20 protein-coding genes are annotated in these 20,598 nt (G+C 65.8%); 12 read left to right on the top strand and 8 right to left on the bottom strand.

From position 1 onward, the window contains the following. Positions 1-5: 5 nt before the first annotated feature. A complete protein-coding gene (locus CEY08_RS03405; protein WP_076815942.1) occupies positions 6-728 on the bottom strand; it encodes an META and DUF4377 domain-containing protein in 723 nt (240 codons plus the stop codon). A gap of 429 nt (positions 729-1,157) precedes the next feature. Further along, complete coding sequence (locus CEY08_RS03410) at positions 1,158-1,982, bottom strand: lysozyme inhibitor LprI family protein (RefSeq protein ID WP_063642112.1); 825 nt, start codon at positions 1,980-1,982, stop codon at positions 1,158-1,160. A gap of 295 nt (positions 1,983-2,277) precedes the next feature. Between CEY08_RS03410 and CEY08_RS03415 the strand changes: the two genes are divergently transcribed. Further along, entirely contained in the window at positions 2,278-3,045 is a 768-nt protein-coding gene (locus tag CEY08_RS03415) for a substrate-binding domain-containing protein (RefSeq protein ID WP_076815945.1), read from the top strand. 99 nt (positions 3,046-3,144) lie between these two features. On the opposite strand, the gene CEY08_RS03420 is transcribed toward CEY08_RS03415, so the two are convergent. Beyond that, positions 3,145-3,744, bottom strand: a complete 600-nt coding sequence (locus CEY08_RS03420) for a nitroreductase family protein (protein ID WP_012478218.1) — start codon at positions 3,742-3,744, stop codon at positions 3,145-3,147. 181 nt (positions 3,745-3,925) lie between these two features. On the opposite strand from CEY08_RS03420, the gene CEY08_RS03425 reads away from it, so the two are divergent. The 11 genes from CEY08_RS03425 (at position 3,926) to CEY08_RS03475 (ending at position 15,289) form a co-directional block, all read left to right on the top strand. Then, the gene (locus tag CEY08_RS03425) at positions 3,926-4,297 is read left to right on the top strand and encodes a tRNA-binding protein (protein ID WP_042796694.1); all 372 of its coding nucleotides are present in this window, start codon (positions 3,926-3,928) and stop codon (positions 4,295-4,297) included. Between the two features lie 112 nt (positions 4,298-4,409). Then, entirely contained in the window at positions 4,410-5,546 is a 1,137-nt protein-coding gene (locus CEY08_RS03430) for an NAD(P)/FAD-dependent oxidoreductase (RefSeq protein WP_042796692.1), read from the top strand. 29 nt (positions 5,547-5,575) lie between these two features. Further along, positions 5,576-5,992 (top strand): RidA family protein, encoded by a 417-nt coding sequence (locus CEY08_RS03435; RefSeq protein WP_042796691.1) that lies wholly within the window; start codon positions 5,576-5,578, stop codon positions 5,990-5,992. A 126-nt stretch (positions 5,993-6,118) separates the two neighbouring features. Next, positions 6,119-7,564, top strand: a complete 1,446-nt coding sequence (locus CEY08_RS03440; protein WP_076815947.1) for a M81 family metallopeptidase — start codon at positions 6,119-6,121, stop codon at positions 7,562-7,564. A 53-nt stretch (positions 7,565-7,617) separates the two neighbouring features. Continuing rightward, a complete protein-coding gene (locus CEY08_RS03445) occupies positions 7,618-9,189 on the top strand; it encodes an ABC transporter substrate-binding protein (protein ID WP_076815949.1) in 1,572 nt (523 codons plus the stop codon). A 51-nt stretch (positions 9,190-9,240) separates the two neighbouring features. After that, positions 9,241-10,176, top strand: coding sequence for an ABC transporter permease (locus CEY08_RS03450; protein ID WP_042796689.1), 936 nt, complete (start codon positions 9,241-9,243; stop codon positions 10,174-10,176). 12 nt (positions 10,177-10,188) lie between these two features. After that, positions 10,189-11,064, top strand: a complete 876-nt coding sequence (locus tag CEY08_RS03455) for an ABC transporter permease (protein WP_076815951.1) — start codon at positions 10,189-10,191, stop codon at positions 11,062-11,064. A gap of 8 nt (positions 11,065-11,072) precedes the next feature. After that, complete coding sequence (locus CEY08_RS03460; protein WP_063642117.1) at positions 11,073-12,080, top strand: ABC transporter ATP-binding protein; 1,008 nt, start codon at positions 11,073-11,075, stop codon at positions 12,078-12,080. A gap of 8 nt (positions 12,081-12,088) precedes the next feature. Beyond that, positions 12,089-13,102 (top strand): ABC transporter ATP-binding protein, encoded by a 1,014-nt coding sequence (locus CEY08_RS03465; RefSeq protein WP_076815953.1) that lies wholly within the window; start codon positions 12,089-12,091, stop codon positions 13,100-13,102. 12 nt (positions 13,103-13,114) lie between these two features. After that, positions 13,115-14,569, top strand: a complete 1,455-nt coding sequence (locus CEY08_RS03470; protein ID WP_063642119.1) for an N-acyl-D-amino-acid deacylase family protein — start codon at positions 13,115-13,117, stop codon at positions 14,567-14,569. An 84-nt stretch (positions 14,570-14,653) separates the two neighbouring features. Beyond that, entirely contained in the window at positions 14,654-15,289 is a 636-nt protein-coding gene (locus tag CEY08_RS03475) for a helix-turn-helix domain-containing protein (protein ID WP_042796687.1), read from the top strand. A 20-nt stretch (positions 15,290-15,309) separates the two neighbouring features. On the opposite strand, the gene CEY08_RS03480 is transcribed toward CEY08_RS03475, so the two are convergent. From CEY08_RS03480 to CEY08_RS03500, 5 genes are all read right to left on the bottom strand, one after another. Then, the gene (locus tag CEY08_RS03480; protein ID WP_042796686.1) at positions 15,310-16,446 is read right to left on the bottom strand and encodes a CaiB/BaiF CoA transferase family protein; all 1,137 of its coding nucleotides are present in this window, start codon (positions 16,444-16,446) and stop codon (positions 15,310-15,312) included. Next, positions 16,443-17,684: an acyl-CoA dehydrogenase family protein gene (locus tag CEY08_RS03485; RefSeq protein ID WP_076815955.1), complete on the bottom strand. Its 1,242-nt coding sequence runs from the start codon at positions 17,682-17,684 to the stop codon at positions 16,443-16,445. Before CEY08_RS03485 ends, CEY08_RS03480 begins: the two co-directional genes overlap by 4 nt. Positions 17,685-17,712: 28 nt before the next feature. Further along, positions 17,713-18,669, bottom strand: coding sequence for a Bug family tripartite tricarboxylate transporter substrate binding protein (locus CEY08_RS03490; RefSeq protein ID WP_042796685.1), 957 nt, complete (start codon positions 18,667-18,669; stop codon positions 17,713-17,715). A gap of 65 nt (positions 18,670-18,734) precedes the next feature. Beyond that, positions 18,735-19,745 carry an NADPH:quinone oxidoreductase family protein gene (locus CEY08_RS03495; protein WP_076815958.1) on the bottom strand — a complete coding sequence of 337 codons (1,011 nt, stop codon included), beginning with the start codon at positions 19,743-19,745 and terminating at the stop codon, positions 18,735-18,737. A 3-nt stretch (positions 19,746-19,748) separates the two neighbouring features. Continuing rightward, entirely contained in the window at positions 19,749-20,525 is a 777-nt protein-coding gene (locus tag CEY08_RS03500) for a crotonase/enoyl-CoA hydratase family protein (RefSeq protein ID WP_076815961.1), read from the bottom strand. Positions 20,526-20,598: the final 73 nt, after the last annotated feature.

Consider the following 20,598-nt stretch of genomic DNA (forward strand, 5'->3'; position numbering starts at 1 on the left):
GCAGTCTACTTGCGCGACGCGTCCTGCTCCACCACCATATCCAGCACATACACCTGCTTGGGCGCATCCGCGGGCGGATTCTTCCAGTCGTAGCGCTTCACGCGCAGCACGGTGCGCACGCCGTCCTGGTGCTGGAAGCCTTCGATGGACTGATACAGCGGATGCCACTTGTCCTGGGTGGGCTGCTGCACGCCAGCGTCGTTGTAGCGGCGCTCGCGCACCATCAGGCACTGATAGTTGGGAATCAGCGGGTGGCTGCACTCGGTCTTCTTCGCGGCGACTTCCAGGAACATGATTTCGCCGGCGCTGCCGTACAGGGTCTCGGGCGTCGGTTCGCCGACGAACTTCAGCACGCTGCCGTCCTGCGCGACCAGTTCCAGCCCGGGTTCGGATGCTTGTCCGCTGAGCGTGGCACGCAGTTCGCCCTTCATGCGCTGGCCGATTTCGGCGTCCAGGCGCATCAGGCTTTGGTCGCAGGCTTTCATGGTCGACGCGAGGTTCGCCACGCGCAGCACGCCATTCGTGTAGGTGTAGCCGCCGAACTGCGCGTTGCAGCCGCCGCGGATATTCAGCGCGTCCTGCGTGAACGACAGGCGCAGTTGGTGTTCGACGCCGGCCTGCAGCGCGGCGATCGGCTTGCCCGCCGCATCGGTGGCGGAAGCCAGGCGCCAGTAGTAGGCGGGCAGGCTCACTTCAGGGCTGGCGGGCGTGGTGGCGGTAGTGGGCATGGAGGACGATCCTTCGCGGGGAGAGGAAGTCGGAGCGCAAGCTTGCAGCAGCGCGGCGCATACGGACGCAAGGAGGATGGTTTTCTTCATGGTTCGTTCCTGTCAGCCGGATGGCACTGATGAAAAGCGGGATTCTACGTTCGCGGGATGGACGTTTTGAACGCGCGGCCCTCCAGTGGGTTTCAAAATCTTGCCGCCGATCCGGCCCGAAAAATATCCTCCGGGCAACGTCTCCTACGGGTTTTCCCTAGGCAAACGCGTACTGCTCTAGTCTGCCAGCGAACAGCCGAGAGGTCTTCGCTGGCTTACAACTAAATACATAACCCTCAAAATACTGCAAGTATTGCCAATACACCGGGAACTGCACGCAATACGCGCAAACCGTCGCGACACCGGCCTGATCGCGCAGGCGCGATCAACTCACCGGCGTCAGTTGGCGGGGTAGGACGCGCCCGTCAGGCAGGCTCGGGCCCACTCATAGTCGTCATCGCCCACGATCTCTCCATCGATCTTGGGCAGCGGCTGGGAGGGATAGGAAAAGTCCGGCTTTTGCGGCTTCATGTTCCATTTTGTCTCGCCTGCCGTATCGGAGCATGCCTCGTCCGAGTTGCTGAACGAGCAGGACGCAGCCAACTGCGGTTTGCCGTGCACGATGTTGGCGACATAACGCTTGGTATAAACGCCGCCCGAAGCCCAGTACTCGTCGACCGAGCAGATGCGGTCATGGTTCTGGTAGTGGCGCGTCGCGAAGCAACCGTAGTAGGCATGTTCGCCCGGCAAGATGTCGCATGAAGTCGAGTAGCCGGCGTAGGCGCCGCCGGTGAATTGCGCCTGGAACTGCTGCTGGCGAACGGCGCTGCCGATCATGTCGGGCAGCGCGGCGCCCTTGTGTGTTTCCTTGAGTTGCGCCGTACGGCTTTGGATCAAATCGCGAGCAACGCCTGCAACCGTCTTGCCGGCGGGAACCGAACCCGGATCCTCGATCAGGTTCATCAGCGCGCCGTCGCGCGCCACAATCCAGCGCTTCTGGCTGTGCGCCAGCATGGCGCGGATATCGCCGTCGGGGGCCTGTTTCAGTATCGCGGCGTAAGCCCGGTTCAACTCGGCGTCCGCCGCCACGGTCTTGCGGTCCGAGCAGATCAGCTTTTCCACGGCGGTGGCGGCTTTGGCGCAATCGATCGCGTAGGCGGGCGCGGCAAGCGCGTATAGGCTCGCCAAGCACAACAGGCGGCCCGCGGAGATTCCAGATTTCATGTGACGTTTCCCTTTGAGGATGCGCCTCGCGTTGTCTCGATGCCTGAAGACGGTGTCGTCGTCCAGCGCGAAGCGGCAGCAAGGCTGCACTATGCACGCGACTTTTTAACAGACTGAAAACGGAGTTCATCCCTTTGCACCGCGGCGCGGATTGCAGGTCCGCTGGAATATTCCCCTTCCCCTGCTCGTCTACTCAGTGGCAAGCCGCGCAAGAGATCACGCGGCGCACCGCGTATCAACCAGCCGAACACGCCGGACGCCCGGCGTCGGTCAGCGCAGAAATGGAAGTCTTGATATGAAGTCGATCAGATCGTTTGCCTGCGGCATTGCCCTGGCTTGCACCGCCGCCGGCAACGCCTGGGCCGCTCCGAGCCTGAACGTATACGGCCCCGGCGGTCCCGCGCCCGCGATGAAGGAAGCGGCCGCTGCATTCGGCAAGCTGCACGGCATTGACGTCAGCGTCACCGCGGGCCCGACGCCGGCCTGGGCCGACCAGGCCAAACAGGACGCCGACGTGATCTACAGCGGCGCCGAAAACATGATGAGCGGCTTCGCCTCGGCGCTGCCGGGCGTGTTCGAGCTGCGCGAGGCCCGCACGCTGTACCTGCGGCCCTCGGCTATCCTGGTGCGGCCCGGCAATCCCAAGGCCATCAAGGGCTTCAAGGACCTGCTCCAGCCCGGCATCAAGGTCATGGCCGTGTCCGGCGCGGGCCAGACGGGACTGTGGGAAGACGTGGCCGGCCGTCTTGGCGACATCGAAACCGTGCGCGCCTTCCGCGCCAACCTCGTGCTGCCGGAGGCCGGCAACAGCGCGCAGGCGCGCACCCAATGGACCGAGGACAAGACCATAGACGCCTGGCTGATCTGGAACATCTGGCAGGTGTCCAACCCCGGGCTCGCCAGCGTGGTCGAGGTGGAAGAGCCGTACCGCATCTATCGCGACGCGGGCGCCGTCGTCACCAAAAAAGGCAAGGGCAATGCGCAGGCGCAAGCCTTTGTCGACTTCCTGACCGCAGCGGAAGGACGGGCGATCTTCAAGAAATGGGGCTGGAAGACGGATTGAAGTCCATCAGGAGCCGGACACAAAAAAAGCCCGCGATTCCCAGGGATTTGCGGGCTTTCGGAAAAGCTCGGACCGGGACGCGCAAGGCGCCCCGAGAACTCAGCCGACCACGCGGAAGCGCTCGGCGTCGTCCATGAACGCCTTCTCGCCGAAGCCGTTCTCGTTGGAGCCGAACGGCATCTGCGCACGCAGCTTCCAATAAGCCGGAACGTTCCATTCGCGGGCGACGGAGGCGTCGATCAGCGGGTTGTAGTGCTGCAGGCTGGCGCCCACGCCGGCGCTGGCCAGGGTGCTCCAGACCGACAACTGAGCCATGCCGCCCGCTTGCTCGGACCAGACCGGGAAGTTGTCCGCGTACAGCGCAAATTTTTCCTGCAGACCCTGCACCACGCCCTGGTCTTCGTAGAACAGCACGGTGCCCACGCCCGCGGCGAAGCTCTTGAGCTTGGCTTCGGTCTGGGCAAAGCTCTCGGCCGGCGCGACCTTGCGCACTTCTTCGATTGCGATGTTCCAGAGCTTCTCGCTCTCGGCGCCGAACAGGATCACGGCGCGCGAACTTTGCGAGTTGAACGACGAGGGGCTGTGCTTGATCGCGTCCTGGATCAGGGAGGTCAGTTCCTCCTTGGAGATCGACAGGTTGCGGCCCAGCGAATACTGCGTGCGACGCTGCTTGAGGGCGTCCAGATATGCGTTGCTCATGACGATTTGGCCTTCCGACGAGTAGATAGAGGAAAATGCATGAGGAATTCTAACGAGCGGCGATTGTTCCGAATACGTACCAGAGCTAAAAAAACCCCTCATCGTGCGGAACAAACTGTTCTGCCCATGAAGCTAATCTGCTCCGTACACAACAAGCGCTATCCCAATTCAAGGAGCCCGCGTGCATTACACCCAAGACCCGAACACCCCGGCCAGCGCCGACATCGGCTTTGACGATTTTCTCAAGGTCGACATCCGCGTCGGCACGATCCTGTCGGCACAGGCCTTTCCCGAGGCCCGCAAGCCCGCCTACAAACTGACGATAGATTTCGGCTCCGGCGTGGGCATTCGAAAAAGTTCTGCGCAGATCACCGCGCGCTACGCGCTGCCAGAGCTGGCCGGCAAGCGCGTCATGGCGGTGGTGAATTTTCCTCCGCGCCAGATCGGGCCGGTGAAGTCCGAAGTGCTGGTGCTGGGTTTCGCGGACGAAGCCGGCGGCATCGTGCTTGCGGTGCCGGATGACCAGGTTCCCAACGGCACGCGCCTGACCTGATCCCCCAAGCCCCGGAGTTCCTCCATCGGGGCTTTCCCCTATTACTTGTCTGCCGTCAAAAAACTATCGTATTCGAGAATTATCAAATAAGAGAATTCTCGCTTCCGACAAAATGACAGCAGAACCCCTATTCGATTACGCCGTGATCGGCGCCGGTATCGCCGGCGCTTCCGTGGCCTACCGCCTGAGCGCCACGGCCACGGTCGCCGTGTTGGAACGCGAAGCCCAGCCGGGCTACCACTCCACTGGCCGCTCCGCCGCCATGTTCATGGAAACCTACGGCACGGCCCAGATCAAGGCGCTTACCCGCGCCAGCCGCGCCTTCTACGAAAATCCGCCGCAAGGCTTCAGCGAGCATCCGCTGCTCAGCCCGCGCGGCGTGCTGTACATCGCCACGCCCGAACAGCAGGACCTGCTGCGCGAGGTCTATGACGACTTCCGCAGCCAATCGCCCAATGTGGCGCTGATCGACGCCGAACAGGCCGTCGAGCGTGTGCCCTGCCTGCGCGGCGACCAGATCTGCGGCGCCATCGAAGAACCGGACGCTCGCGACATTGACGTGCACGCCTTGCACCAGGGCTTTCTGCGCGGCATGGTCCGCCAAGGCGCGGTGCTGCACAACAATGCGGAAGTCGTGTCGGCCGCGCACGCTGGCGACGCCTGGACGCTGACCCTGGCCGACGGCCGCAGCCTTCGAGCGCGCGCGCTGGTCAATGCGGCCGGCGCCTGGGCGGACCATACCGCGGCCCTGTGCGGCGCGTCGCCCGTCGGCCTGCAGCCTTGCCGGCGCACCGCTTTCACCTTCTCCGGCCCGCAGGACATGGACTTTTCACATTGGCCGGCAGTGGTGGGAGTCGACGAGAGCTTTTACTTCAAGCCCGACGCGGGGCAGTTGCTGGGCTCGCCGGCCAATGCCGATCCAGTCGCGGCCCACGACGTGGTGCCGGAGGAGCTGGACGTCGCTACCGGCATTTACCGCATCGAAACCGCCACCTCGCTCACCATCCGCCGTCCCAAGCACACGTGGGCCGGCCTGCGCTCCTTTGTGCGCGACGGCGATTTCGTCGTCGGGTGGGACGCCGATGCGCCCGCTTTCTTCTGGCTGGCGGCGCAAGGCGGCTATGGTATCCAGACGGCCGCGGCGACCTCCGAACTGGCTGCTGCCCTGCTCACGCGCCAACCGGTGCCCGCCCATCTGCATGCGCACGGCGTGGACGCCGAAGCCGTGCGTCCCGCGCGCCTGCGCTGACCCCTCCCCTTGCCTCCCGAGAGCCCATCATGACTTCCATCGTCCGCTACCCCAGCCCTCTTCCCCTGCCGTTCTCCCGCGCCACCCAGGCCGGCGGCTTCCTGTTCCTGTCGGGCCAGATTCCGATGGACGCCAACGGCCAGGTCGTGCGCGGCGACATCACCGTCCAGACCCATGCCGCTATCGAGCGCATCAAGGAAACGCTGGCCCTGACGGGCGCCACGCTCAAGGACGTCGTGCGCGTGACGGTATGGCTGTCGGACCTGGCGCTGTTCGCGCAATTCAACGACGCCTACCGCAGCCATTTTTCGTCTGACTTCCCCTCTCGTTCGACGGTCGAGGCCAAGCTCGCCTTGGACGTGGACGTGGAAATCGAAGTGCAGGCCTGGCTGGGCGCGGCGGCGGGCCACGGCGGCTTCACGCCCGGCCCTGTGTCCGAAGCCTGAGCCCGCGCCGCGGGCTTGTTCGATCGCTTGACATCGCCAGGCCCCGGCGCCAGGCGGTGCGGCCTTTCCCTCGCGCTCGCGGCAACGCCTGCGCCCCCTGTGCACATCTTTACGCGGAGCGGCAGCATGAAAATTTTTTCCGGGTCCCTGGCGACCGAGACGAACACCTTCTCTCCCATCCCGACCGGGCTGTCCGCCTATCGGGCGCGTGGCTACTATCCCGCGGGCCAGCACCCGGACCGCATGCAGATGTTCTCCGGGCCGCTGTGGGCGGCGCGCCAGCGCGCGCAAGGCAAGAACTGGACCCTGATCGAAGGCCTGACCGCGGGCGCCACGCCGGCCGGCATCACCACGCGCCACGCCTATGAGACCCTGCGCGACGAACTGCTGGGAGACCTGAAGCGCGCGGGCAAGGTCGACATCGCGTTGTTCGGCCTGCACGGCGCCATGGTGGCAGACGGCTATGACGATTGCGAAGGCGATCTGCTGCGCCGGGCGCGCGAGATCGTTGGTCCCGACGCCGTGATCGGCGCCGAGCTGGACCCGCATTGCCACATGACGGCCGACATGATGGAAAGCGCCGACTTCCTGGTCTGCTTCAAGGAATATCCACACACCGACATCCTGGAACGCGCCTACGACCTGGTGGATCTGTGCGTAGCGCGCGCCGAAGGCCGCATCAAGCCCGCGCGCGCCGTGTACGACTGCGAGATGATCTCCATCATGCACACCAGCCGCGAACCGATGCGCGGCTTCGTGGACCGCCTGCTTGCCATGGAAGGCAAGGAAGGCGTGCTGTCCGTATCCATTGCACATGGCTTCCCCTGGGGCGACACGCCCGACATGGGTTCCAAGGTGCTGGTCTACACGGATGGCGACCAGGCGCAGGCCGATGCCCTGGCGCGCGCGCTGGGCGAAGAGATCATCGGTTTTCGCGACCGGTTGGCGCCGCCCTACCCCGGCGCCGACGAAGCGCTGGACCAGGCGCTGGCACTGAACGACTTCCCCGTGGTCCTGGCCGACTCCGCCGATAACGCGGGCGGCGGCGCGCCCAGCGACGCCACTTTCATCCTGGAGCGCGTGCTGGCGCGCGGCATCACCGATGTGGCGACTGGTCCGTTCTGGGACCCGGTGGCCGTGCAGCTGTGTTTCGAGGCCGGCGAAGGCGCGCGCATCCAGCTGCGCATCGGCGGCAAGGTAGCGCCCGTATCCGGCCAGCCGCTGGACCTGGACTGCGAGATCGTGGCGCTCAAGCGCGACGCCATCATGACCGGGCTGGCCGGCACGCCAGCGCTGCTGGGCGACGTGGCGGTCGTGCGCAGCCAGGGCGTGACCATCGCGCTGACCACCAACCGGACCCAGGCCATGGGCACCGACCTGTTCACACAGTTCGGCGTGGACCTGCAGGCCATGAAACTCATCATCGTGAAGTCGTCGCAGCATTTCTACGCCTCGTACTCGAAGGTCGGCCGCCACGTCATCTATGTGGAAACGCCGGGCGCCATCACGCAAAACTACAACGCGCTGCCTTACACCAAGCGCAAATTGCCGAAGTGGCCATTCACGGCCTGAGGCGCCATCCATCGCCGCCCGGCATGGACACGGGAACAACCTAGGGGATAACAATGATCAGACGTTTCAGTTTGCTGGGCGCAGCCGCCCTGCTGGCCATGGGGGCCGCCACGGGCGCGTTCGCGCAGACCAAGACCCTGCGCCTGGTTCCGCATGCGGACCTCAAGACGCTCGACCCGCTCTTCAACACGGCCTACATCACGCGCAACCACGGCTACATGGTGTTCGACACCCTGTTCTCGCAGGATAGCCGCGGCCAGGTCAAGCCGCAGATGGTGGACAGCTGGACCGCCTCGGAAGACGGCAAGAGCTGGAGTTTCACGCTGCGTCCCGGCCTGAAATTCAACGACGGCACGCCGGTCAAGGCCGAGGACTGCGTGGCGTCGATCCAGCGCTGGGCCAAAAAGGACACCCTGGGCCAGGCTTTGATGGCCGCGGGCGCCGAATTCGCGGTTACGGGCGACAACAGCTTCACGCTCACGCTCAAGGAACCTTTCGGCCTGGTGCTGGATGCCTTGTCCAAGCCTTCGGGCATGCCGCCCTTCATCATGCCCAAGCGCCTGGCCATGACGGATCCGAACACCCAGGTCACCGAGATGGTCGGCTCGGGCCCCTTCCTGTTCAAGCGCGACGAATGGGTGCCCGGCAACAAGGTCGTCTATGTGAAGAACCCGGCCTACGTGCCGCGCGCCGAGCCCGCGGATGGCCTGGCAGGCGGCAAGAACGTCAAGGTTGACCGCGTCGAATGGGTCTACATCCCGGATGGCAACACGGCCACCGCTGCCCTGATGAACGGCGAAGTCGACATGATCGAACAGACCACGCCGGACTTCCTGCCTGTACTGGAAAGCAACAAGGACATCACCCTGAACACGTCGGTGGCGACGCAGGGCATGGTCATCCTCAATTCGCTGCATCCGCCGTTCGACAACCCGCTCGCCCGCCAGGCGCTGTACCACCTGGTCAACCAGAAAGAAATGCTGTCGGCCATGGGCTACCCGGAAAAATACCGCGTGGACTATTGCCCCAGCCTCTTTGTCTGCGGTTCGCCCCTGGCCAGCGACGCCGGCGCCGCACCCTATGCCAAGACCGATCCGGCGCGCGCCAAGCAGCTGCTGCAGGAAGCCGGATACAAGGGCGAGAAGGTTGTGGTCCTGTATCCCACGGACCACCTGAGCGCACCCGCCGTCATGGTACTGACGCAGAACATGAAAAAGGCCGGTATCAACGTCGACCTGCAGTCCATGGACTGGGCTTCGCTGGCTGGACGCCGCCTGAAGAAGGATCCTCCCGCGCAAGGCGGCTGGAACGTGTTCCTCACCTGGGGCGGCTATTACGACGCCAGCACGCCGGTGACCAACCCCTGGATGTCCGCCGCCTGCGGCAACAGCCTGCCGGGCTGGCCCTGCGACAAAGAGCTCGATGCATTGCGCACCAGCTGGATCCGCGAGACCGACGCAGCCAAGCGCAAGGACATCGCCGCGCAGATGCAGGCGCGCGCCTACCAGACCGTGCCTTATGTCATGTGGGGCGAATTCAAGCCCGTGTCCGCGTTCCGCGGCCTCGCGCATACCGAGCTGCTGAAGACCGGCATCCCGGTGATGTGGAACATCGAGAAGCAGTAAGGCACGTGCCGGGCGCCGCTTGCGCCCGGCCGCAAGCCGGGGGAAAACAGCGTGAAATACATACTGCGCCGCATCGCGGCCGTCATTCCTGTCATGGCCGTGGTCGCGGTCGTGGTGTTCCTGCTGATCCACCTGTCGCCAGGTGATCCCGCAGCCGTGATCGCGGGCGACAACGCCACCGCAGACGACGTGGAGAAGATCCGCCAGAACCTGGGCCTGGACAAACCGCTGCTGCAGCAGTTCGGGATCTGGGTCAGCCATATCGCCACGGGCGATCTGGGTACCTCGATCTCTACGCAGATGCCTGTCTCGCAACTGATCGGCCAGCGCATGGGGCCGACGCTGTCCATTGCCATCTTCACCATGCTCTTCGCGGTGATCGCGGCGATTCCGCTGGGCGTGCTGGCGGCCTGGCACGCTGGACGCTGGCTGGACCGGCTGGTCATGATCGGCGCGGTCTGCGCGTTTTCGGTGCCGGTGTTCCTGATCGGCTACAGCCTCGTCTACGGATTTTCCATCAAACTGGGCTGGCTGCCGGTGCAAGGCTACAAGCCGCTGGCGGACGGCGTGGCGCCCTATCTGCGCCATCTGGTGCTGCCCTGCCTGTCCCTGGGCCTCGTTTACATGGCGCTGCTGACACGCATGACGCGCGCCACCATGCTGGAAGCCTTGTCCGAGGACTACATCCGCACCGCCCGCGCCAAGGGCCTGGCAGCGGGGCCCATCGTCTGGCATGCGCTGAAGAATGCCGCCAATCCCATCGTCACCACGATCGGCGTGGGCGTGGCCCTGCTGATCGGCGGCGTCGTGGTCACGGAAACCGTGTTCGCCATACCCGGCCTCGGCCGGCTGACCATCGACGCCGTGCTGCGGCACGACTATCCCGTGATCCAGGGCGTGTTGCTGGTGGCCTCGGGCATCTATGTACTGATCAACCTGCTGGTCGACCTGAGCTACCGGCTCTTCGATCCGCGCATCCGCTATTGAACGGGGCAACGCATGACTACCACTACCCTGTCCCTGCCCGCGCGGCGTCCGCGCCACCGGCGCCTGCTGCGGTCCCTGCGCCGCCATCCCATGCTGTACCTGGGCGGCGTCATCCTGCTGGCGCTGGCCGCGATTGCGCTGGCCGCCCCGTGGCTGGCCACCGTCGACCCGCAAGACATCAATCCGCTGGCGCGCATGAAGCCGCCCTCATCGGAACACTACTTCGGCACCGATGCGCTGGGCCGCGATGTCTATTCACGCACCATCTGGGGCGCCCGCGTCTCGCTTGTGGTCGGCATCGTCGTGGCGGTGGTATCCACCGTCGCCGGCGTGGCGCTGGGCATGGCGGCGGGCTACTTCCGCCGCATCGACGCCTTCATCATGCGCATCATGGACGGCCTCATGGCCATTCCGGGCGTTTTGCTGGCCATTGCGCTGATGGCCACCCTGAAGGGCGGCCTGGGTACCGTGATCATCGCCATCGTCATTCCGGAAGTACCGCGCGTGGTGCGCCTGGTGCGGGCGCTGGTGCTGACGATACGCGAACAACCGTACATCGAGGCGGCGGTCTCCTGCGGCACGCGCGTGCCCGCCATACTGCTGCGCCACATCCTGCCCAACCTGTTCGCCCCGCTGATGGTGCAAGCCACCTTCATCGCGGCATCCGCCATCCTGACCGAAGCGGTGCTCAGCTTCCTGGGCGTGGGCATTCCGCCCCAGATCCCCAGCTGGGGCAACATCATGGCCGAAGGCCGCAACTTCGTCGCCGTGGCTTTCCACATCATCCTGTATCCGGGCCTGTTCCTGGGCGTGGCCGTCCTGGCCGTCAATCTGGTGGGCGACGGGTTGCGCGACATGCTCGATCCCCGCCTGGCCAAGAAGCTGTAGGAGCACACATGCAAACCCAACCCGTCTTGCGCGTGCGCGACCTCACCACCTGTTTCGACGGCGACGAAACCACCGTGGTCGCCGTGGACCGCCTGTCCTTTGACCTGATGCCCGGCGAAACGCTGGGCCTGGTCGGCGAATCCGGCTGCGGCAAGAGCGTCACGTCCCTGTCCATCATGCGCCTCCTGCGCGCCCCCGGACGCGTGGCCGGCGGCAACATCGAATTCGACGGCCAGGATCTGCTGGCGCTGCCCGAGAAGTCCATGCGCTCGATCCGCGGCAACCAGATTTCGATGATCTTCCAGGAGCCCATGACCTCGTTGAACCCCGTGTTCACGGTCGGCCGGCAGATCTGCGAATCGCTCATGCTGCACCAGGGCATGTCGCGGCGCGCGGCCATGGCGCAGGCTGAGTCGCTGCTGGAGCTGGTGCAGATCTCCGATCCGGCGCGCCGCGTGCGCGAGTATCCCTATCAGCTGTCCGGCGGCATGCGTCAACGCGCCATGATCGCCATGGCGCTGGCCTGCCAGCCCAAGGTCCTGATCGCCGACGAGCCGACCACCGCGCTGGACGTCACCATCCAGGCGCAGATCCTGCACCTGTTGCGCGAAATCCAGCAACGGCTGGGCACGTCCATCGTGCTCATCACCCACGACCTGGGCGTGGTGGCACAGATGTGCCAACGCGTCATCGTGATGTACGCCGGACGCAAGGTCGAAGAAGGCAGCGTGGATGACATCCTGGACCGCGCCCAACATCCCTATACCCAGGCGTTGATCCGTTCGCTGCCGGATTTCGCCGAAGGCCAGGACCACACGGCGCGGCTGGCCGAATTGCCCGGCATCGTGCCGGTCATGACGCCGCAGTCGCGCGGCTGCGCCTTCGCGGCGCGCTGCCCGGAAGCGCAGCCGCGCTGCGCCGAGCAGGCGCCCAGCGCAGCCGACGCCGGCAATCGCCACCGCGTCTGGTGCTGGGCCCGCGAGGCCGCCCCCGCGTCCGCCGCACTGACCGCCTGAGGCCCGCCATGAATCTGCACGACATCCCCCTTTCGAGCGCCGTTCCGGCGACCGCCGCCGAGGCCCCGCCCATGCTGGAAGTCATCGGCCTGAAGAAGCACTACCCCGTGGACAGCGGCAACGGCGCCAAGGTATTGCGCGCGGTCGACGGCGTGTCCTTGTCGGTGCCGCGCGGCCAGACGCTGAGCCTGGTCGGCGAGTCAGGTTGCGGCAAGTCCACCACAGGCAAATGCCTGATCCGCCTGACGGACCCTACCGAGGGCCGTATCCTTCTGGAAGGACGCGACCTGGCCGCGATGAACAGCGGCGAACTGCGCGCCATGCGCCAACGCATGCAGTTCATCTTCCAGGATCCGTTTTCCTCGATGAACCCGCGCATGCGGGTGCGCGACATCATCGGCGAGCCCCTGCGCGCCTTTGGCCACGGCCGCGCCGCGATCCGCGACCGCGTCACGCAGTTGCTGGCCCGCGTCAGCCTGCGCCCGGACGCCGCCGACCGCTACCCCCACGAGTTTTCGGGCGGGCAGCGCCAGCGCATCGTGATCGCCCGCGCGCTGGCGCTGGACCCGGGCCTGATCGTCTGCGATGAACCGGTGTCGGCGCTGGATGTGTCGGTACAGGCACAGGTCATCAATTTGTTGATGGATCTGCAGCGCGATCTGGGACTGACCTATGTCTTCATTTCGCATGACCTGAGCGTGGTGCGCCACATCAGCCACCGCGTCGCCGTGATGTACCTGGGCAAGATCGTCGAGACCGGCACGCGCGATGCCATCTTTGAACGCCCCGCCCACCCCTATACCCGCGCCCTGTTGGCCGCCGTGCCTTCCGCCCGCCAAGGCGAGCGCAAGCCCGTGGAAGTGCTGAAGGGGGAAATTCCCAGCCCCTTGTCGCCCCCCTCGGGCTGCGCTTTCCGCACCCGCTGCCCGATGGCGCAGCCACGCTGCGCGGAAGAAACACCTCAGCCTCGCCAGATCGCCCCCGAGCAACAGGTCGCCTGTCATTTCGCCACCCCCATTTAGCCGGAGAACCGCATGTCCCAGCCCGACGCCACCCCGTTCGACTACATACTTTCCGGCGGCACCGTCATCGACGGCACGAACGCGCCAGGCCGGCTCGCCGACGTGGGCGTGCGGGGCGATCGGATTGCCGCCGTCGGCGACCTGAGCGCCAGCAGCGCCCGCCGGCGCATCGACGTGGCGGGAAAAGTGGTGTCTCCGGGCTTCATCGACTCGCACACGCATGACGACAACTACCTGCTGAAACACCGCGACATGACGCCCAAGATCTCGCAGGGCGTCACCACCGTGGTCACGGGCAACTGCGGTATCAGTCTCGCCCCGCTGGCGCACGCCAATCCGCCCGCGCCGCTGGATCTGCTGGATGAAGGCGGCTCGTTCCGCTTTGCACGCTTCTCGGACTACCTCGAAGCCCTGCGCGCCGCGCCGCCTGCCGTCAACGCCGCCTGCATGGTGGGCCATTCCACCCTGCGCGCCGCCGTCATGCCCGACTTGCGGCGCGAAGCCACGGCCGATGAAATCCAGGCCATGCAGGCGCTGGCCGACGATGCGCTGGCCAGTGGCGCCATCGGCATTTCCACAGGCGCCTTCTATCCGCCCGCCGCCCATGCCAGCACCGAGGAAATCATCGAAGTCTGCCGCCCCCTGAACACGCATGGCGGCGTCTACGCCACCCATATGCGCGATGAGGGCGAACATATCGTCCAGGCGCTGGAGGAGACCTTCCGCATCGGCCGCGAACTGGACGTGCCGGTCGTTATCTCGCACCACAAGGTCATGGGCAAGCCCAATTTCGGGCGCTCCAAGGAAACGCTGGCCTTGATCGAGGCGGCCATGGCCAGCCAGGACGTATCGCTGGACGCCTATCCCTACGTGGCGGGCTCCACCATGCTCAAGCAGGACCGCGTCCTGCTTGCCGGCCGCACGCTTATCACCTGGTGCAAGCCCTATCCCGAACTGAGCGGACGCGACCTGGAAGAAATCGCCGCCGAGCGAGGCAAGTCCAAGTACGACGTGGTGCCCGAACTGCAGCCCGCCGGCGCCATCTACTTCATGATGGACGAGCCCGACGTGCAGCGCATCCTGGCGTTCGGCCCCACCATGATCGGGTCCGATGGCCTGCCCCACGACGAGCGCCCCCACCCTCGCCTGTGGGGAACGTTTCCCCGGGTGCTGGGCCACTACTCGCGCGACCTGGGCCTGTTCCCATTGGAGACCGCGGTCTGGAAAATGACCGGCCTGACCGCCGCCAAATTCGGCCTGGCCGAACGGGGCCAGGTGCAGCCCGGCTACTACGCCGACCTGGTGGTCTTCGACCCGGCCACGGTGGCGGACTCGGCCACGTTCGAGCATCCCACCGAGCGCGCCGCGGGCATCCATTCGGTCTACGTCAACGGCGCGGCCGTCTGGGAAGACCAGTCGTTCACTGGCCAGCATGCCGGCCGCGTCCTCAACCGGGCCGGAGCCTGAGCCCCGCCAGCCTTTACAATCCGGCATACGCAGCGGGGCTTGCGGGCCCTGCCCCCAACCACCCCCTACCTGCCAGATCGCTACATGCCCCTACCCGGCACTACATCCCCACCCGAGATCGTGGGCAAGGAAGAAATGGGCGCTCGCCTGCGGGCCGAGCGCAAGGCGCGGAAAATGACCTTGCAGGCGCTGTCCCGCGCCAGCGGCATCGCGGTTTCGACGCTATCGAAAGCGGAGCTGGGGCAGATCGCCCTCAGCTACGAGAAATTCGCCGCGCTGGCGCGCGCGCTCGGCATAGACATGACCCGCATGTTCATGCTGCCAGACGCCTCGCAGGCCGCCGTCGCCCCCACTTTCGTCAAGAACAAGCTCAGCGACGCCCGCGACTACGTCACGGAGAACTACCATTACCGCTTGCTCATGGGCGAGTACCCCGGCAAAAAAATGACGCCCATGCTGGCGCTGATCGATTCTCGCAAGGTCGTCGAATTCGAGGACTACATCCGGCACCCTGGCCAGGAATTCGCAGTCGTGCTGTCCGGCAAGGTCCGTATCCAATTCGAGAACGGCGACAGCGTCGTGCTGGGCAAGCTGGAAACCGCCTACTTCGATAGCAGCATCGGCCACGTCTACCTGTCGATGAGCAAAAAGCCCGCCGAGGTCCTGGCAGTGTGCAGCGACGTGGGCGAAGTGCCGTCCCGGCTCAAGCCTCCCGCCTGAGCCGTCGCGGGGCCCGACGCCTAGCGCAGCAGGTCCGCGTTGTGCTCGCCCAGTCCCGGCGCGACGCCAGCGCGTGCCCGGGGGCTCGCCGAAAACCGGAACGGCGTGGCAGCGCAAAGCAGCTCCCCTTCCGTCGGGTGCTCGACGGTCTCGAAGAAGCCCACGTCCGCCAGATGCGGATCGCGCAGCAGGTCGCCCAGGCCATTGGCCGGACCGGCGGGGATGTCATGCTCAAGAAACAGCGCCAGCCATTGCGCCGCGTCGCGTTCCAGCAGGCTCCGGCTGACTTCCTCGTACAAGGGTTCGGCATGGCGAATGCGGTCCCCCATGGTCGCGAACCGGGGGTCGGCGGCCAGCTCGGGACGGCCCAGCAAGGCAAACAGGCGCTGCCATTGCGCATCGGTGTTGGCCACCAGGCATACATAGCCCTCGCGTGTCTTCAAAGGCCGGTGATAACGGCTGAAGACCCGTTCATAGCCACGCGGCTCGGCCTCCTGGACGCCGCCGAACATGCTGTCCGCCAGATGTTCAACCAGGTTGAACGAGGCCATGGTTTCGAACATGGGGACCTCCACCTGCTGCCCTTGGCCGGTGGCGGCTCGCGCCACCAGCGCCGACGCAATGGCGCCCGCCAGGTAAACGCCGCAGAGCTTGTCGGTAAACAGCATGGGAATGAAGCCCGGCTCGCCATACATTCTTGCGTGCAGGCCGGACACGCCGCTCATGCCCTGGATCACATCGTCATAGGCAGGGCGTTCGGCATACCGCCCATCCTGATGGAAGCCCAGCGCCACGGCATAGACCAGCCGCGGGTGACGCAAAGCCAGGCTGTCATAGTCGATGCCCAGGCGCCTGGCGGCCGCCGGCCGCATGTTGTGCACGAAAACGTCGGCGGTGGCCAGCAATTCATCCAGCCGCGCGACGTCCGCCGCCTGCTTCAGATCCAGGACCACGCTGCGCTTGCCGCGATTCAGGTTCAGGAAGAACGACCCCATTCTGGCATTGCGCGATTTGCCGACCATGCGCATCGGATCGCCCTGTGGAGGCTCCACCTTGATCACCTCGGCGCCCATGTCGGCAAGCAGCTGCGTCGCCATCGGTCCAAAAACGAAATTGCTGGCGTCGATGACGCGCACACCGGACAAAGGGCCAGTCATGGCTGCTCCTGGTTGATTGCCGCCCTGTTCGGGCTTTGGGAGATTGAAAGGGACGCCGGCGGCGCGGACCGTTCGCGCGCGTCGCGCAGCAGATCGCGTCCGATGATCAGATGCTGGACTTCGGTCGCGCCCTCGTAGATGCGCAGCGCCCGCACATCCCGGTACAACTGCTCCATGATGTGACCTGTGCGCACGCCCAGCCCGCCATGCATCTGCAACGCCGCGTCCACCACCTGCTGCGCGTGTTCGGTCGCGGCCAGCTTGGCCATGGCGGCGTCGCGCGACGAGCCGAGTCCTGCGTCACGGGCCCATGCGGCGCGATAGACCAGCAGCGCCGACGCGTCCGTCTGGATCGCCATCTGGCTCAGCTTCGCCTGGGTCAGCTGGAAATCGGCCAGCGTCTTGCCGAACATCTTGCGCGCCAGCGCGTGCCCTGTGGCCTCGTGCAGCGCCCGGCGCGAAAAGCCCAGCGCCGCCGCGCCCACCGAGGTGCGGAAAATATCCAGCGTGCGCATGGCGAGCTTGAATCCCTGCCCAGGCTCGCCCAGCAATTGACCTCCTCCGACGCGGCATGCGCTGAACGTCAATGTGGCCAGGGGATGCGGGGAAACGACGTCGATGCGTTCCGAAATATGCAGGCCAGGCGTACCGGCATCCACGATGAAGGCCGATATCCCCTTGGTGCCGGCGCTCTCCGGCTCGCGCGCGAAGACGACGTACTGGTCTGCGATGCCGCCGTTGGAAATCCAGGTTTTCTCGCCATCCAGGACGTAGGCGTCGCCATCCCGCCTGGCGACGCACGACAACGCGCCCACGTCGGAACCCGCCTGCGCCTCCGACAGCGCAAACGCCGCCACGTGCCGCCCTTCCCGGGCCGGCGTCAGATAGCGCGCGCGCTGCGCGGCCGTGCCGTCCAGCGCAATGGCGGCCGTGCCCAGGCCCTGCATGGCAAACGCAAAATCGAACAGCGCGCCATGTTGCGCCAGCCGGTCACGCAGCAGGCAGATGGCTCGCGCGTCGATGCCCGCGCCGGGCTCGCGCGGGTCGGGCACAGCATAGGCCAGCAACCCGGCCTCGCCCATGCCGGCCACCAGGCGCCGGCATTGCGCATCCATCTGTGGCCGGCCCTGCGGGGCGGGCCCGGCAGGCATGCTCGCCAGCCAGGCGTCGGCCTGCCGCAGCAGCGTCTGGTGGCGAGGCTCGAAGAACGGCCACGCGAGCGTTGCCTGCATGTTCATGAAGAAACGTCCTGTGGTGGATGCCGCGCTATTGCTTGGGAATGTTGGCGCTCTGGGCGGTGGCGATTTCAAGTTCGATTTCCTTCTTCTGGAACTTGGCCAACGCGGCCGCATCGCCGATGAAGGAAATGAAATTGCTTTGCGCCAGGAAAGCCTGCGTCTTGGGATCGGCATAGATCTCGAGAAGGGCGTCCTGCAGCGTCTTCACGACCGGTGCGGGCGTCTTGGCCGGCGCGAACATGGCCCACCATGCGACCTTGAAGAAGTCCTTGAAACCGAGCTCCTGCAGGGTGGGCACGTCCGGCGCGCTGGCCAGCCGCTTGTCGGTTGTCACTGCCAGCAGGCGCAGCTTGCCCGCCTGCACCAGGGCCTGCGCCCCGCTGTACTCGGCAATCACAAAATCGACCTGCTTGCCCGCCAGGTCATTGAGCGCCGGGCCCGCCCCCTTGTAGGAAATGCCGTTGGCGCTGGCCTGCGCCAGTGAAAGGAACCATTCAGTGGCAATCTGATAGGTAGCGCTACCCGCTCCGTAGTTCAGTTTCTTCGGATCCTTCCTGGCGGCGGCAACCAGGTCCGCGACCGTCTTGTAAGGCGAGTCCTGATAGACGTAGAAGCCCATCGGCGCCTGCGCCAGCACTGCGACCGGCGCCAGATCGACCAGCGGATCGTAGGGCAGCTTGGCGAACGCCGCGACATTGGTGGCCACCGGCGCATTGGCCGCCAGCAACAGCGTATAGCCGTCGGGCGCCGCCGACACGACCGTCTGGGTCGCAATGATGCCGCTTGCTCCGGGCCGGTTCTCCGCGATCACGGGTTGGCCAAGCTTGGCCTCCAGTTGGCGCGCGGTGTAGCGGGCCAAGGTGTCCGTGCCGGTGCCGGGAGGATACGGAACGATCAGCCGGATCGGCTTGTCCGGAAAAGCGTGGCTAAGCTGGGCGCCCAGCGCCAGCACGGCGCCTGCGAGCATGGTGGTCAATCGCTTCATGTCTCCAACTCCTTTGATGGTGCCTTGTTATCGGTTTTTGGTATTGCGGGCGCCTGTGCCCGCGGTCAGGAAAACGACTGTGGATGCAACGCAACCCGTCCAATGACCTCACGCGAAGCCAGCGCGGCCAATGCGTCCTCGTAGGCTTCCAGCGCGTAGGTCTGCTGGGTGTAGGGTTTCAGCGCCCCCTCGACGACCCAATCGAACATCGTGGCGAAGGCGGCGCGCACCGCCGCGCGGCGCTCGGGAGGAACGGCCACCCTGCCCCAGCCCATGTAGTAGCCCCAATAGATGCCGATGGCGGTGGCGTTCTTGACCAGCAGGATGTTGGCGGGGATCTGCGGAATCTCGCCGCCGGCGAATCCCATGGGAATCAACCGGCCTTCCGGCGCGACGCAGCGCAGGGATTCCTCGAACACCTTGCCGCCTACCGGATCGAAGATGACGTCGGCGCCCCGTCCGCCGGTCAGCGACAGCACCGCGTCGCGGAACCCGCCTGTCCGATAATTCAGTCCCTCGTCGGCGCCATGGGCCCGCGCCGCATCGAGCTTGGCCTGAGTGCTGGCGCATGCGATCACGTGCGCGCCCAGTCGCTTGGCGATTTCAATCGCCGCCAGCCCGCTGCCTCCGCTGGCGCCATGCACCAGCACGGTCTCGCCCGGTTGCAGATGCGCGCGCCAGCGCAAGGCGCCGTAAGCCGTGGCGTAAATGGTCGGAAACTGCACGGCACTGTCGAAGTCCACGCCGTCCGGCAAAGCGAAGGTCGTGTCGACCGGCGCCACCACTTCGCTGGCGAAGCCGCCCGACTGCACACCTGCCACCACGCGGTCGCCCGGCCGGAACAGTGTTACCCCGGGCCCGCATTCCCGCACGATGCCCGCGACTTCCGTGCCCGGAGTCAGGGGCAGCGGCGGCCGATTCTGGTGCTTGCCCTGCAGCACCAGCAGGTTAGCGAAACTCACGCCGCACGAATGCACTTCGATGCGCACGCTGTCCGCCCGCAAGGGCGGCGCGTCGCAGGTCTCGACGCTGACTTGGCTCGGATCGTCCAGTCCCCGGCAGATAACGGCTCGCATGGTCTACTCCTGATCGGTCTCGGGCAAGGCGCCATGGCGGCCCGCCCCCTGTTCGAAACGCTGTGCGCCGGCACGCGCCTCCAGCTTGCGCGCGGCGGCGGCGTAAGCCATCTCCGCGGCCACTGCGTCCCGCTCGGACAGCGCTGCCTGGGCGTAGGCCGACTGCCTGTCCGAACGCATGGCGATCTGCGGAAACTGCGCCATCTGATGGGCAAGCGCCTCGGCTTCGGCGCGTGCGCGTCCGTCTGGCACGACCCGATTGACCAGCCCAAAGCGCTCGGCCTCCGGGGCTTGCACGATACGGGCGGTCAACAACATGTCCAGCGCTCGGCTCATGCCTATCAGACGCGGCAGGCGCACGGTCGTGCCGTCGCTCATGGGCACGCCCCAGCGTCGCGACAGCACGGCGAACGAAGCGCTCTCCTCCGCGATGCGAAGATCGCACCACAGTGCCACCCCCAGCCCGCCCGCGCAGGCGTGCCCGGCCACCGCCGCGATGACGGGCTTGGATAGCGGCGCGTGCAAGGGTCCCTCCGGGCTGCCCGCCCACGGCTCGTAATCGGTGCCCGCAGCCAGCTCTTTCAGGTCCGCGCCGGAACAGAAGGCGCCGCCAGCGCCGCACAAGACGGCCACCCGGGCTTGCTCGTCGGCATCGAATTCGCGTAGCGCGCGCGCCAGCTCGAAGGCTGCTTCGCGGTCCAGCGCATTGCGCACTTCGGGCCGGTTGATGATGACCGTAGTTATAAAACCTGCGCGTTCCACCAGGATTTTCGGAGCCATGAATCGCTGTCGTCCGTTATTTAAATAATACTAAGCAGTATTAAAACGAGTTAAAAAAAGCCGCGCGCATTGG

It is taken from the genome of Achromobacter insolitus (genome assembly GCF_002209555.1).
Classification (GTDB): Bacteria; Pseudomonadota; Gammaproteobacteria; order Burkholderiales; family Burkholderiaceae_B; genus Achromobacter; species Achromobacter insolitus.